General features: G+C 63.5%; 13 protein-coding genes. All 13 read right to left on the bottom strand.

Going from position 1 to position 13,918, the window contains the following annotated elements; translation table 11 throughout:
• Nucleotides 1-10 precede the first annotated feature (10 nt).
• Nucleotides 11-1,534 carry a hydrogenase large subunit gene (locus DS839_RS30860; protein ID WP_119274385.1) on the bottom strand — a complete coding sequence of 508 codons (1,524 nt, stop codon included), beginning with the start codon at nucleotides 1,532-1,534 and terminating at the stop codon, nucleotides 11-13.
• Nucleotides 1,535-1,546: 12 nt separating this feature from the next.
• Entirely contained in the window at nucleotides 1,547-2,995 is a 1,449-nt protein-coding gene (locus tag DS839_RS30855; RefSeq protein ID WP_119274384.1) for a hydrogenase 4 subunit F, read from the bottom strand.
• Complete coding sequence (locus DS839_RS30850) at nucleotides 2,992-3,654, bottom strand: hydrogenase-4 component E (protein WP_119274383.1); 663 nt, start codon at nucleotides 3,652-3,654, stop codon at nucleotides 2,992-2,994. The genes DS839_RS30855 and DS839_RS30850 overlap by 4 nt, the downstream gene beginning before the upstream one ends.
• Nucleotides 3,654-4,607, bottom strand: coding sequence for a respiratory chain complex I subunit 1 family protein (locus tag DS839_RS30845; RefSeq protein ID WP_119274382.1), 954 nt, complete (start codon nucleotides 4,605-4,607; stop codon nucleotides 3,654-3,656). Before DS839_RS30845 ends, DS839_RS30850 begins: the two co-directional genes overlap by 1 nt.
• On the bottom strand, nucleotides 4,598-6,616 hold the full coding sequence (gene hyfB / locus DS839_RS30840; RefSeq protein ID WP_119274381.1) for a hydrogenase 4 subunit B: 2,019 nt from the start codon (nucleotides 6,614-6,616) through the stop codon (nucleotides 4,598-4,600). Before hyfB ends, DS839_RS30845 begins: the two co-directional genes overlap by 10 nt.
• A gap of 14 nt (nucleotides 6,617-6,630) precedes the next feature.
• Nucleotides 6,631-6,876 carry a helix-turn-helix domain-containing protein gene (locus tag DS839_RS30835; RefSeq protein ID WP_119274380.1) on the bottom strand — a complete coding sequence of 82 codons (246 nt, stop codon included), beginning with the start codon at nucleotides 6,874-6,876 and terminating at the stop codon, nucleotides 6,631-6,633.
• Nucleotides 6,877-7,015: 139 nt separating this feature from the next.
• On the bottom strand, nucleotides 7,016-7,723 hold the full coding sequence (locus DS839_RS30830; protein ID WP_119274471.1) for an SDR family NAD(P)-dependent oxidoreductase: 708 nt from the start codon (nucleotides 7,721-7,723) through the stop codon (nucleotides 7,016-7,018).
• A 31-nt stretch (nucleotides 7,724-7,754) separates the two neighbouring features.
• Entirely contained in the window at nucleotides 7,755-8,537 is a 783-nt protein-coding gene (locus DS839_RS30825; protein ID WP_119274379.1) for an SDR family oxidoreductase, read from the bottom strand.
• A gap of 11 nt (nucleotides 8,538-8,548) precedes the next feature.
• Nucleotides 8,549-9,454, bottom strand: coding sequence for a dihydrodipicolinate synthase family protein (locus DS839_RS30820; protein WP_119274378.1), 906 nt, complete (start codon nucleotides 9,452-9,454; stop codon nucleotides 8,549-8,551).
• The gene (locus tag DS839_RS30815; protein WP_119274377.1) at nucleotides 9,447-10,526 is read right to left on the bottom strand and encodes an ABC transporter ATP-binding protein; all 1,080 of its coding nucleotides are present in this window, start codon (nucleotides 10,524-10,526) and stop codon (nucleotides 9,447-9,449) included. Before DS839_RS30815 ends, DS839_RS30820 begins: the two co-directional genes overlap by 8 nt.
• 18 nt (nucleotides 10,527-10,544) lie before the next feature.
• On the bottom strand, nucleotides 10,545-11,381 hold the full coding sequence (locus DS839_RS30810) for a carbohydrate ABC transporter permease (protein WP_119274376.1): 837 nt from the start codon (nucleotides 11,379-11,381) through the stop codon (nucleotides 10,545-10,547).
• Nucleotides 11,378-12,307 (bottom strand): carbohydrate ABC transporter permease, encoded by a 930-nt coding sequence (locus tag DS839_RS30805; protein WP_119274375.1) that lies wholly within the window; start codon nucleotides 12,305-12,307, stop codon nucleotides 11,378-11,380. Before DS839_RS30805 ends, DS839_RS30810 begins: the two co-directional genes overlap by 4 nt.
• 204 nt (nucleotides 12,308-12,511) lie before the next feature.
• Nucleotides 12,512-13,858, bottom strand: coding sequence for an ABC transporter substrate-binding protein (locus DS839_RS30800; protein WP_119274374.1), 1,347 nt, complete (start codon nucleotides 13,856-13,858; stop codon nucleotides 12,512-12,514).
• Nucleotides 13,859-13,918: the final 60 nt, after the last annotated feature.

Raw genomic sequence — 13,918 nt, 5'->3', positions numbered from 1 at the left:
CGTCAGGGCCTCACATGTCGACGCCCGAATAGGAGCAGTTGAAGGATTTGTTGCATAGCGGGAAGTCGGCGACGATGTTGCCCTCGATCGCGGCCTCGAGCAGCGGCCACTGGAACCAGGACGGATCGCGCAAATGCGCCGCAGCGACCGTGGCGTCGGGATTGAGCCTGACCCAGGCCAGGACATCGCCGCGGAATCCTTCCGTCAGCGATACGCCTTCACGAGCCCCTCGCGCCCGCTTCACGCCCCTCATGTCGAACCGGATCGCGCCATCGCTGAGATGGTCCAGGATCTGGCCGATGATCGCGAGGCTCTGCCCGACCTCCTCGATGCGGATCCATACGCGCGCATCCACATCACCGTCTTCGCGCAGCGAAATGTCGAATTTGACCTGCCCATAGGGCGCGTAACCCGGCCAGCGCCGCGCGTCGAACTCGCGGCCGGAAGCGCGGCCGACAAAACCGCCGGCGCCATATTGGCGCGCAAGCTCGGGTGACAGAATACCCGTGCTCACGGTGCGGTCCTGGAGCGAAGTGGTTTCGTCATAGAGTTCCACGAGCTCGGGGAAAGTGCCCTTGACGGTGGCGATCAGAGAGCGGATCCGGTCCCCACCGCCGTCGGTGATGTCGCTGGCGATCCCACCCGGCACCACGCAATCCATCATCAGGCGATGGCCGAAACAGGCATTGGCGACGCGCAGGACATGCTCGCGCAAGGCGCCGAAATGCGCATGCAGCAGCGAGAAGGAGGCATCATTGGCGATGGCGCCGATATCGCCGAAATGATTGGCGAGGCGCTCGAGCTCGGCCATCACGGCACGCAGATATACGGCGCGCTGCGGCACGTCGATGCCGAAAGCCTGCTCCACCGCTTGCGCGAAGGCGAGCGCATAGGCCACCGTGCTGTCGCCGGAGAGGCGTCCCGCGAGACGGGCCGCCTGATCGAGCGTGGCACCCCGCAGCAGCGCATCGACGCCCTTATGCACATAGCCCAGGCGCTCTTCGAGACGGACGACCGTTTCGCCATTGGCATGGAAGCGGAAATGTCCCGGCTCGATGATGCCGGCATGGACCGGCCCGACCGGAATCTGATGCAACGGCCGTCCCTCGGCCGGATGGAAGACATAATCGACACCGTCTGCCGGCACCTTGATCGCCGGCGCCAGAGGATGCCGGACACCCCAGCGTCCATGATCGAGCCAGGGCCGCGGATCGGGACAATCCTCGGGCTCGAGGCCATGGAGGTCGCGTAAGGCACGCTCGAGCCGCAAAGCGGGCGGATGCGTCGCGCCGACCGAGGGGAAGCGCCGGTCGGGACAGGCGAGGCTCACGACGAGAAGCGCGTTCGCTGCCACATCGGCGAGCCCCATATGAACCGCTTCGCCGTCGCTCCACAGCCCCAACAGCGTCGCCTCGCCGGAAGCGAGCCCGGCAATGGCATCGCGCCAGACATCGCTGTCGACCACGACGCGCGGCCAGGGCCGGTGGAGCTTGATCGCCTTCCCCCTCTGCGCCAGCGCTGCAATGAAGCTCATGACCCGTCTCCTCTAGCCCAAGAGCCGCGCGACATTCTGGAACCAGGCGACAAGCGGTCCCGGCAAATAGATGCCGGCAACGAGCACCAGTGCGAGATGCGCGAAGAGCGGCACATAGGACGCCTTCACCCGCGTGACATCGCCCGAGGCCTCACCGAAAGCCGCTTCGCTCATCCTCAAGAGCAACGCGCCAAAGGCGATGAGAAGGCCGATCACCACCAGGACGGCGAGGATAGGCTCGCGCGCGAAGGTCGAGCTCACGATGAGGAATTCGGTCATGAACAGGCCGAGCGGCGGCAGTCCGGCAATCGCCACGACACCGAGCACGAGCCCCCAGCCGAGGACGGGATGGCTTTCAGTCAGGCCGCGAATCTTGGTCAGATCCTGCGTGCCTTTGGCCTGGGCGATATGGCCAACGGTGAAGAAGATCGCCGACTTGGTCAGGCTGTGCAGTGTCATATGCAAGAGGCCGGCGAAATTGGCGAGTGGCCCGCCCATGCCGAAAGCGAAAGTGATGAGGCCCATATGCTCGATCGACGAATAGGCGAAGAGCCGCTTGATGTCGCGGCGGCGATAGAGCATGAGGCCTGCGAAAATCAGCGAGATGAGGCCGAGCGTCACCATCAGCGGCCCCGGGGCAATGGCGCCCGGATTGGCCGCGAGCAGCATCTTGAAGCGCAGCACGGCATAAAGCGCGACATTGAGCAGCAATCCGGACAGCACCGCCGAGATCGGCGTCGGACCTTCGGCATGGGCGTCGGGCAGCCAGGCATGCAATGGCGCCAACCCCACCTTGGTGCCATAGCCCAGCATGAGGAAGATGAAAGCGACATTGAGCAGTTCCGGGCTGAATTCCTTGGCCCGCACGATGAGCGCCGTCCACACCATGGCGTCCTGGCCTTCGCCGATCACCGGCCGCGCCGCCATATAGACCAGAATGGTGCCGAACAGCGCCAGCGCGATGCCGACGCTGCCGAGAATGAAATATTTCCACGCCGCCTCGAGCGCCGCCGGCGTGCGGTAGATGCCGACCATCAGCACGGTGGTCAGCGTCGCCAGTTCGACCGCCACCCACATCAGCCCGATATTGTTGGCGAGAAGGCCCAGATTCATCGCGAACATCAGCGACTGATACATCGCGTGATAGAAGCGCAGATAAGTGGGCGTGAGCTTGCCCGTCTCGATCTCGTGCTCGATATAGCTGGCGCTGAAGGCGCTGGTGGTGAAGCCGACGAAGGTCCCGAGCACCACGAAGACGACATTGAGGTCGTCGACAAAGAGATAGTCACCGGGGGCCGGCCGTACGACGAACAATGACAGCGAAGCGAGAAAGGTGAGGAGCGCCGCCAGGACATTGAGGCGCGACGTCAGGCGGTAGCCGGGCAAGAGCGCCAATATCGCCGCCGACAGTGCCGGGATGGCGAGCAAGGCCGTCATCGGCGTGAACTCCACCGCCGTCATGGCCGTTCTCCGCGTGATTCATCGAGCGCGTGGACATCGACGGAATCGAAGCGCTCGCGGATGCGGAACAGGAAGACGCCGATCACGATGAGGGCGACGAGCACCGAGAAGGCGACGCTGATCTCGACGACGAGCGGCATGCCCTTGGCGCCCGTGGCTGCCAGGATCAACCCATTCTCGAGCGACATGAAGCCGACGATCTGACTCACCGCATTGCGCCGCGTGACCATCATCAGGAGGCCGAGGAGGACGACCGACAGGGCGAAGGCCAGGTCCTCGCGCGCCAAGGGATCGGCGGCGGCGGTAGCCCGCAGCATCACCACCATCGCCAGGGCGACGAGGCCCATCCCGAACAGCATGGTGAGGCCGATGCCGCCCACCGTCTCGATATTGCGATGGATGCCGAGCCGGACGACGACGCGGCGCAGCACCAGGGGGATGATGATGGCCTTGAGCACGAGGGCGATCGCCGCGGTCACATAAAGATGCGGCGCCGCCTGGACATGCGCCTGCCAGGCGACGGAGGCGGCGAGCACCAAAGCCTGCAGCGCGAAGACATTGAGCAGGCTGAACATCCGGTCCTGATAGAGCAGCATGAAGCTGACCAGCACCATGAAGCCGGCGAGCATATGAGCGAAATCGAGAACAAACCTGTCCATCAGAAGGTCCGTGACACGAAAAGGAGCAAGGTGCCGAGGAGACCCAGCATCAAGGCGGCGCCCAGGAACTCCGGCACGCGGAAGACCCGCATCTTGGCGATCGAGGTCTCGAAGAGCACCAGGAGGAAGCCGCCGATGGCGAGCTTGATGACATAGGCGGCAACGCCCAGGGCATAATCGACAGGCCCGCCGCCTGCCTGCGCCATGCCCCAGGGAAAGAAGATCGCGGCGATCAGCGAGATGTACAGCAGGAGCTTCAAGGCGGCGGCGAATTCGATCACGGCGAGATGGCGGCCGGAATATTCGAGCAGCATCGCCTCATGCACCATGGTGAGCTCGAGATGGGTGGCGGGATTGTCGACCGGGATGCGGGTATTCTCGGCAAGGGCCACGATGATCAGCGCCACCAGAGCAAGCGCAAGCGACACGCGCAGGCTGGCATGGGAGAAGACGAAATTCGCTACGTCCGAAAGCTGCGTCGTTCCGGCGACGAGCGCCAGGGTGAAGACGATCATGATCATTGCCGGCTCGGCGAGAGAGGCGAACAGCATTTCGCGGCTCGAGCCGATGCCGCCGAAGCTGGTGCCGACATCCATGCCGGCAAGCGCCAGGAAGAAGCGCACCGATCCCAGAAGTGCGGTGATGACGATGAGGTCGCCGGTCCAGCTGAATTCGAGCCCGATCGCGAAAGTCGGCACGAGCGACGCCGCCACCCAGGTCGCGGCGAAGATCATGTAGGGTGCCGAGCGGAAGAGCCATGAGGCGTTGTCGGCCAGCACTACCTCCTTGCGCAAAAGGCGCAGGAGATCGCGATAGGGCTGGATGACGGGCGGACCCTTGCGGCGCAAGAGATCGGCCTTGACCCAGCGGGTGAAGCCGAGGAGCAGCGGTGCCAGGCCGAGCACCAGTAGCATCTGCAGCCCTTGCAGGAGGAGATCGCGCATCATGACCATATCGCGACCACCAGGAGCAGGCTGACCAGCGCACCGAAGACCAGGCTCAGATAACGGCGGATGGTGAGGAACTGCAGAGCGTTGAACTTTTCGCCGGCATAGCCGATGCCCTGCGCGATGGGCGCATAGATCGTCTCCCATAGGATGTCGCGCAAGCTCACCTCGAGCCGGGCCGGTCTTGGATCGCCGGGCCGCGGCATCGTCACCTTCTCGCGTGCCCGGAAAGCGACGTCGCCGAAAACCCGACGCAAGGGCTGGGCAAAGCTGTCGCCGCTATATTGCGTGAAGGGGCTCGCCAGCGGAAAGCCGCAGTCCCAGGCAGGGCCGCGGCGCGTGGCGCGCGAGGCCAGGCGATGGATGGCCTGCACGGTGAAGAGCGTTGCGAACGTGATGAAAGCGAAGATCAGGAGACCGTTGTAGGAGCTGCGGCTCTGCTCGACCGGCACGATCGAGAGCCACGGTATGGCGGCTTGCACGGGCATGGACTGGCCGACGATTTGCCGCGCCACGGGCGCCAGCCAATCGATGACATAGCCCGGCAGCACACCCGCCAGGAGGCAGAGGCCGAGAGCCACGAACATCGCCGTCAAGGATAGGCGATCGGTCTCATGGGCTTGGGCGGCAGCGTCCGATCGCGGCCGGCCGAGGAAGCTGATGCCGAAGGCGCGGACATAGCAGGCAGCCGACAGCGCTGCGGCGAGCGCCAGCATCGCGCCGACAGCTGGAATGGTGAGCTTGAGCCCCCATTGCGGCAGGTTCGGACTGCCGAGGATCGCCTGCAGGATGAGCCATTCCGAGGCGAAACCGTTGAGCGGCGGCAAGGCCGAAATGGCGAGACAGCCTCCCAGGAACAGGAATGCCGTCTGCGGCATGCGCCGGATGAGGCCGCCGAGCTTCTCGATGCTGCGCTCGCCGGTTGCGTTCAAGACGGCGCCGGCCCCGAAAAAGAGCAAGGATTTGAACAGCGAATGATTGAGAGCATGGAACAAGGCGGCCGTGAATGACAGAGCGGCGAGCCCGGCCATGCCGTTCGCCTCGAAGGCGAGAGCAAGGCCTAGGCCGATGAAGATGATGCCGATATTCTCGACCGTGCTGTAGGCCAGGAGACGCTTGAGATCGCGCTGGACGATGGCATTGAGGACACCGAGCACGGCGCTCAAGGCTGCGGGAATGAGCACCACGATGGCCCACCACCAGGCGGGAGTCCCTAGAAGATCGAAGACGATTCTGACGAAGCCATAGATCGCGACCTTGGTCATGACACCGCTCATCAGAGCGGAGACATGGCTCGGTGCCGCGGGATGGGCGAGCGGGAGCCAGACATGAAGCGGCACCAGGCCCGACTTGGACCCTGCCCCCAACAGAACCAGGATGAGGACGAGACCCGGAAGCCAGGAGGCATGAACCGCGATCCGCATGTCGGCAAAGGCATAGCCGCCCGCCGGTCCCGCCAGCAGGCCGAAGGCGAGGAGCAGCGCCAAGGTGCCGAAGCTCGCCATCACCAGATAGACATAGCCGGCGTGCCGGTTCTCGCTGTCGCGATGATGCGCCATCACCAGCGCCCAGGAAGTGAGCGACATGAACTCCCAGGCAAAGAGGAAGCTGAAGGCATCAGCCGAGAGAAGGACGAGATTCATGCCGGCAAGGAAGGCCGCATAGAACGGCAGGACGCGCTGCGGCGCTTGCTCATGGCGGCCATAGCCCAAGGCATAGAGGCTCGTGAGCGCCGCGCCGAGATTGATGACGACCAGGAAGAAGGCCGAAAGGAAGTCGATGCGGAAATGCGCGCCGATCCACGGGAGGCCGACAGGCAAATGCATCTCAGCTGGCGGGGCCGCACTGTCGAGCAGCTGGCCGCCCGCCATCACCAGAATGATCGCGCATATGACGAAGCATCCGCCATAGACCAGGCCGCTCGCCCATGACGGCCGGCTGCGGGTCAGGACAGCCAGCAAGGCGATGACGAGCAGAGCCGCCACACAGGCCAACACGACCGACACATTGTTCATGTGTTGCCCATGCCCTACGTCCTCAAGCGAACCCCGCGGCCGCCGGTCTGACTCACGGCGCCGTCGCCGATCAGTTCGATGCCGGCCTCGTTCAGGGCCGCGATGAGTTTGGTGAGAGATTCGACATTGCCGCGGACGACGCCTTCGCTCGCCTCCATGCGCTGGATGGTCGGAAGCGAGAGATCGGCCATTTCGGCGAGCTTGCGCTGGTCGATCCCCAACATCGCGCGCGCAGCCCTGAGTTGTCCCGCAGTCATCATGCCTGAGACATCTGATATAATGTTCCAAACATCATATCAGATAGAACAGGCATCTGTCACTACCCTGTCGTCACAAGGGTGGCTGGCGGCCGACGCATGGCGGACCACTCTTATTATTATGTGAGATCCCGGGGGAGGCTCAGATCCAGCTTTCGAGCCTGGTGTTCATCACAAGCTCGGCCACCGAGGCGGTGTTGGGGAGCCGGAGCAGGAAAGAGACCGTCTCGCCAATGGTCGCGGGCGATATCCGGTTGGCCGAGGGCGTGACGCCCGGAACCGCGGCGACGAAATCGGTGTCGACGGCGCCCGGACACAGAGCGGTGACGCGCACGCCCTTTTCCCAGCCGGCGAATTTCGCGGCATGGGTTAGAGCCAGCACGGCATGCTTGGTCATCGCATAGGCGACCGATACGGTGTCGCGATAGCGCTTGCCGTCGGTCGAGGCGATATTGATGATGCGGCCATTGCCCGATTTCTCGAGATGAGGCAGCGCCATGCGGATCAGACGGTACGGCGCCTTGACATTCACCGCCCACATCTCGTCGAGCACGCTCTCATCGCCGCTGCGCAAATCCAAAGGCCGCAAGATGCCGGCATTGTTGATCAAGGCATCGATCCGGCCGAAATGGGCCAAGGTCGCCTCGATCCATAAGGCCGCCGTTTCCGGCTGCGCCGCGTCGAAATGATGAATGAGCGTCTGGGCGGAATCCAATTCCGCCAGATCTTGGGGCCGCCGCACACCTAGCGACAGGAAATAACCCTCTCGGAGCAGGCGCTGCGCAATGGCGCGCCCGATGCCGCGCGAGGCGCCCGAGATCATGACCACCCTGCCCTCGGGTCTCAGCATCTCGTCTCTGGGCGGTTGCTCGACCATGGTCTCAGAACAGCCCCTGATAGACGCCGCCGTCATTGACGATGTTCTGCCCCGTCATATAGCCGTTCTGGGCGCTGCACAGGAAGGCGATGAGATCGCCGCATTCCTTTGGGCTCGCGAAACGGCCGGCTGGCGTGCTCTTGAGACGGTCGGCGACGATCGCCTCATAGGTCGTGTTGCCGCGCGCCGCATGGGCATGAAGATTGGTCTGCAGCGCATCGGTGTCGAAGAAGCCCGGCAGCACGCTGTTGATTACGACATTATGTGCGACCAGCTCCCGCACCATCGACGCGATGGCGCCCGCCAGCGCCAGCCGGGCAGCGTGGCTATGGCCGAAATTCACTTGCGGAAACTTGATGAAGCTCACCGAGATATTCACAATCCGGCCGAATTTGCGCTCGCACATGCCGGGCACGATGGCGCGGATGAGTTCGAGTGCCGCATAGAAATGCGCTTCCATCCATTCGTCCCAGTCGGCGCGGCTCAGGTCACGAAAATTGTCTGGCGTCTGCCGCTTGCCCGGATTGGTGATGAGTATGTCGGGATCGGGACAGGCCTTGAGCACGGCCGCGCGGCCTTCGGGCGTCGTGACGTCGGCGGCGATGACATCGACCTTGACGCCGGTCTCACCGCGGATTTCGGCGGCAGTCTTTTCCAGCGTTTCGAGATGGCGCGCGATGAGTGTCACATCGACACCCTCGCCCGCCAGCGCGCGCGCCGCCGCGCGGCCGAGCCCCTTGCTGCCGCCCGAGACCAGGGCATGTCGCCCTTTGATACCGAGATCCATGATCGCCTTCCTTAAAGCAGGCCGAGCTCGACCAAGCCCTTCTTTAACCCATGAAGCGGCTCACCTTCGAGGGCCCGCAGCGGCGCGCGCGGTCGGCCGCCGCCCGGCAGGCCCTGCATGTCCATCGCCGCCTTGGTCGCCGGGTAGAGCGTGCGGCCACCCGAGGTGCAGAGATCGGTGAGCTTGCGACCCAGCGCCTGCAGGCGCCTGGCTTCGGCTTTGTCGCCGCGCTTCGGAGCGTTGTAGAGATCGAGCCCGCCCGGCGACCACATATTGGGAAAGCAGTCGATCGTACCGTCGGCGCCGAGCTCGACCGCCGGCACGCCGAAGACCGAGGATGGGCCGCAAAAGACCCTGAGCTTCTGGTGCGCCGCGAGATAGGTCGCATAATAATTGTTCCAGTCGCCGGAGCTTTCCTTCACCGCCACCACCTTGTCGAGCCCGGCAAGGCGCGCGACCAGTGCCGGGCTCAAGGCGTTCACCGCATTGCCCGGGATATTGTAGAGGATGATCGGCAGGCCGACGGCCTTGCTCACATCGGCATAATGCGCGTGGATCTCATCATCCGTCAGCTTGACGAAGTAAGGCGGCAGGATTAGCGCCCCGTCTGAGCCCGCCTTCTCGGCGGCAAGGGTCAGCGCCACTGTCTCCGCCACCGTGACAGCACCCGTGCCGACGATGAGGGTGCCCTGTCCCGCCATTGCCTCCTTGGCGACCACGAACAGCCGCTTGCGCTCGTCATGGTTCAGGGCCCAAAACTCGCCGGTGCAGCCGCCGACAACGACACCGGTCGAGCCCGCTTTCATCAGCCGCTCGACATTCTCGGCGAATTCCGCTTCGTCGATGCGCCCGTCATCGTGAAAGGGTGTGGTGATGGCGGGCATCGGCCCTGACCAATTGACGCTCGTTCTATCCATGACTGTTGAGTCTCCGGCCGCTGACTTGATCAAACACGTGAATATTGTCGCGGCGCAATTCGAAAGGCACGGTCTCGCCCGCTTTGAGCCGCCTGTCGCCCGGCACGCGGGCGGTGAAAGTGACGCCGCCCGCATTCAGCGTGACGATCGATTCATGACCGGTCGGCTCGACGATGCGGATCAGCGCTTTGTCGTCGCCCGTCCCGATCAGGACATCCTCCGGCCGCACACCCACGGTAACCTTCTCCGAAGCCTGTTTGAGATCGAGCGCCCGCAACGGCAATGCGATCGCGAGCTCACCCACATGCAGTACGTGCCGCTGATTGTCCATTGCGACGGCGCCCTCGACCAGCGTCATGGCGGGTGTTCCGATGAAGCTCGCCACGAAGCGGTTGGCCGGCCGGTGATAGATCTCGGCCGGCGTGTCGAATTGCTGCAATTCGCCGCCCTGCATCACCGCGATGCGCGTCGACATGGTCATCGCCTCGAGCTGGTCATGGGTGACATAGACCATCGTCTTGCCGAGGCGGCGATGCAACTCGATCAATTCGGCCCGCATATGGGCCCTGAGCTTGGCGTCGAGATTGGACAGGGGCTCATCGAGCAGGAAGACCTTGGGCTCGCGCACCAGAGCGCGCCCCAGCGCCACGCGCTGCTGCTGGCCGCCCGAGAGCTGCCGGGGCTTACGGTCGAGGAGCGGTCCCAGCTGCAGCAGGTCTGCCACCGCTTTCACCTTGGCCGGGCGTTCGGCCTTGGGCACACCGCGCTTGAGCAAAGGGTAAGCGATGTTCTCGGCCACCGTCATATGCGGATAGAGCGCATAGGACTGGAACACCATGGCGATATCGCGCGCCGCCGGCGGCTGGTCGTTGACCACCCGATCGCCAATGAGGATGCGCCCGCCCGACGGCTGCTCGAGGCCCGCCAGCATGCGCAAGGTCGTCGTCTTGCCGCAGCCCGAGGGACCGAGAAGCGAGACGAACTCGCCGGAGCCGATGGCGAGATCGAGCGCCGGGATCGCCACCACGGATCCGAAAGCTTTACGGACTTTGTCGAAGGTTACGGCGACCAAGAACGATCCTTTCGTTGTTCAGCCCTTGACCCCGCCGGCGCCGAAGCCGCGGGTGAGATGGCTCTGCAGGAAGGTGAAGATGATGATGAGCGGGATGCTCATCATCACGGAGGCCGCCATCAAGAGCGACCATTCGATGTTGAAGGAGGTGATGAGCATGTTCATGACGCCCGTGGTGAGCGGGCGCGCCTGGTCGGAATTCACCAGCACCAGGGCATAGAGATATTCGTTCCAGGCGAGGATGAAGGTGAAGAGTGCCGTCGAGATGATGCCGGGCAGCGCCTGCGGCAGGACGACATCCATGAAGGCACCGATGCGGCTCGCGCCGTCGACGAGCGCCGCCGATTCGAGGTCTTCCGGGATTCCCGCCATGAAGGAGCGCAACAGCCAGAGCGCATAAGGCAGCGCGAAGGTCGTATAGGCGATGACGAGGCTCGGCAGCGTATTGGCGAGGCCGATCTTCACCATCAGCAGATAGAGCGGCAGGATCAGCACCACCGACGGCAGGAGATAGGTGAAGAGCACCAGCGTCGCCAGCGTCTCGCGCCCCCTATAGGTGAAGCGCACCAGGCTGTAGGCGCCGAGCGTCCCGATCAGCACCACGAGTGTGGTGGTCGAGACGGCGAGGATCATGGAGTTGCCGAAATAGCGCAGGAACGGCGTCTCCCACAGCATGCGCGCATAATGCTCGAAGGTGATGCCCTTGGGGATGAGCGACGGCGGTATGCGGATGAGCTCGCTTTGCGGGCGCAGCGACGTCACCACCATCCAGATGAGCGGGAAGGAGATGACGAGGACCAGCGCCCAGGCCAGGAGATTGACGGCAATGGTCCTGATGGACTGGCGCGCGGTCATGCCGGCCGCTCCCGCGCGCGATGCAGATAGATCAGCATGAAAGCCAGCATGATCAGCATCATGGCCACCGCATAGGCGGCCGCCATGCCCATCCGGTTGAGGCCGAAGGCCTCCTGATAGACGATGAGCGGCAAAGTGCGGGTGTTGTTCAAGGGCCCGCCGCCGGTCAGGAGGAAGATGAGGTCGAATTCCTTGAAGTCCCAAATGGTGCGCAGCAGGATGACGATCGTCAGCACGTCCCTGAGCTGCGGCAGAGTGATGTCGAAGAAGCGACCGATCGGCCCTGCCCCGTCCATGGTCGCCGCCTCATAGAGCTGCTCGGGGATCGTCTGCAGGCGCGCCAGCACGGCGATGACCACGAAGGGGAAGAATTTCCAGGCGCCGACGGCGATGACGCTCACCATGGCATTGGGCATGCTGCCCAGAAAGTCGAGCGGCATGTCGATGATGCCGATCTTGATGAGAATGAAGCTCAGTATGCCGTAGAGGTCGTTGAAGATCCAGCGCCAGGCCAGCACCGCCACCACGGTCGAGATGAAATAGGGAAACAGCACCAGGCTCCTGGCGAGCGAGCGCAGGAAGATGTTCTGGTTGAGGATGACCGCCATCGCCACGCCGAAGACGATCTGCAGGAAGAGCGTGCCCGCCGTCCAGATCAGCGTGACGAAGAGCGAGAACCAGAAGGTGCCGGAGCCGAAGACCTGGGCATAATTGTCGAGGCCGACCCAGTTGCCTTGCAAGGTCGGCGTATAGATCGAGAACAGCGACAGATAGATGGCAAAGAATAGCGGATAGACGATGACCGCGCTCAGGACCAGCACGGTCGGCGCGATCAGCAGGAGACCCAATAGGCTGTAGCGTCTCTCGAGCGAGAGAGAGGCCTTCGGGAGGCCGTCCCCCCGAAGGCTAGTCTGGCTGTCAGTCATTGCATCAAAACGATAGCACGTTATCCAGGTTTCCCCCTCGCCCGTGCGCTAGCATGGGAGAGGGTGGCCGAAGGCCGGGTGAGGGCTCTTTGTCTCAGCAAGGAAGGCTCGTTGAGATCAGAGCACACTGCGCGAAAGAGCCCTCATCCGCGCTTCGCGCACCTTCTCCCATTGCTTCGCAACGGGAGAAGGGGAAGTTGTTGATCAGCCCTTCATCAGGCCTTCGAGCTTCTTGGCGGTGTCGCCGACCACCTGCTTTGGATCCTCGCCATTGAGCACCGCGCGCTGCACCAGCTCGGCTATGACATTGCTGGCGATGATCTCATTGGCCTTGAGATTGGGCTTGTGCTTCTCGGTCTCGTAGCCGAGATTCTTGCCGCCGGCCGCCGCCTTGGCCATCAGTTCGACATCGGCCTTGTGCTTCTGGATGATGGGATCGGCGAGATAGGCCGGATCCTCGGCAATGGTCTTGAGCACCGGCAGGACGTGGCCCGGTGCCGCATGGAGCTGCGGGATATAGCCCTTGGGCTCGAACAGGAAGGCGGCGAAAGCCTTGCTCTCCGGCAGATTGGCGACGCCCTTCGGAATGAAGACCGAGGGGAAGTCGTTGAAGGTCCAGCTCGCCACGTCCTTGGATATGGTCGGATAGGTGACGCAGGTGACCTGGTCGGCGATCTCGGGATTCTGCTTGGTGACATTGGCGAGCACGCGCCCGGCATAGATGCCGGTCGCCGTGGCGCCCGACACGAAAGCGGTGAGGCTCTCGCCCCAGCTATAGCCGGTGGCGCCGGGCGGGCAGAATTCGCGCATCGACTTGTAGAATTCGATCGCGTCATAGGTCGGCTTGCCATCGATCGCGACAGCAAGATCGGGCGAGAAGACATCGCCGCCGGCGCGATGGATGAAGCCGATGAAGATCAGCGAGGTCATGCTGTTGAGGCCATAGGGCAAGGGCGCGCCATAGATGCCGCCGCCCTGCATCTTCTGGCAGGCTGTCCTGAGCTCGTCCCAGGTTTCCGGCGCCTTGTCGATGCCGGCCTTCTGCAGGAGATCGCGGCGCAGCCACAGCATGTCGGCCGCGGTATTGCCGATCGGCGTGCCGCAATAATGACCGTCGGCGGTCTTGTAGACGTCATTGGCGCCGGGGAAATAATTGGCCGGGCCAATGGCGTTGATGACGTCGTCCATCGGCTCGAGCAATCCTTGCCCATAATAATTCTGCGCGGCGAAGGACGGCAGATGGGTGACGATATTGGGCAATTGCTTCGATGAGAAGGCGGCAGCGAACTGCGCCGGATAGCCTTCATCGGATGTCGCCTCGAACAGCACTTTCACATCGGGATGAGCCGCCTCGAAGGTCGCGATCTGCGCCTGATACATCTTGAGCTGATCGGGCGAGGCCTGCGGCGACCACCAGCGCAAGGTGATGGGATCGCCGGCACGCGCGCCGCTTGCGAAGGATGCCGCACCTGCCGCCAGAGCGGCGCCACCAACAGTTTTCAAGAGGCCGCGGCGCGAAAGGGCTCGGCCGGCCGGATGTGTCTGAGTCATGGGCTGTTCCTCACCTGTCTGGAGCAATTATTCGTATTTCGCACTAATGTTCGCAATCTG

The sequence above is a fragment of the Taklimakanibacter deserti genome, from assembly GCA_003574785.1.
The sequence above is the reverse complement of the archived record's forward strand: the minus strand, read 5'-3'. Positions and strand labels throughout refer to the sequence as shown.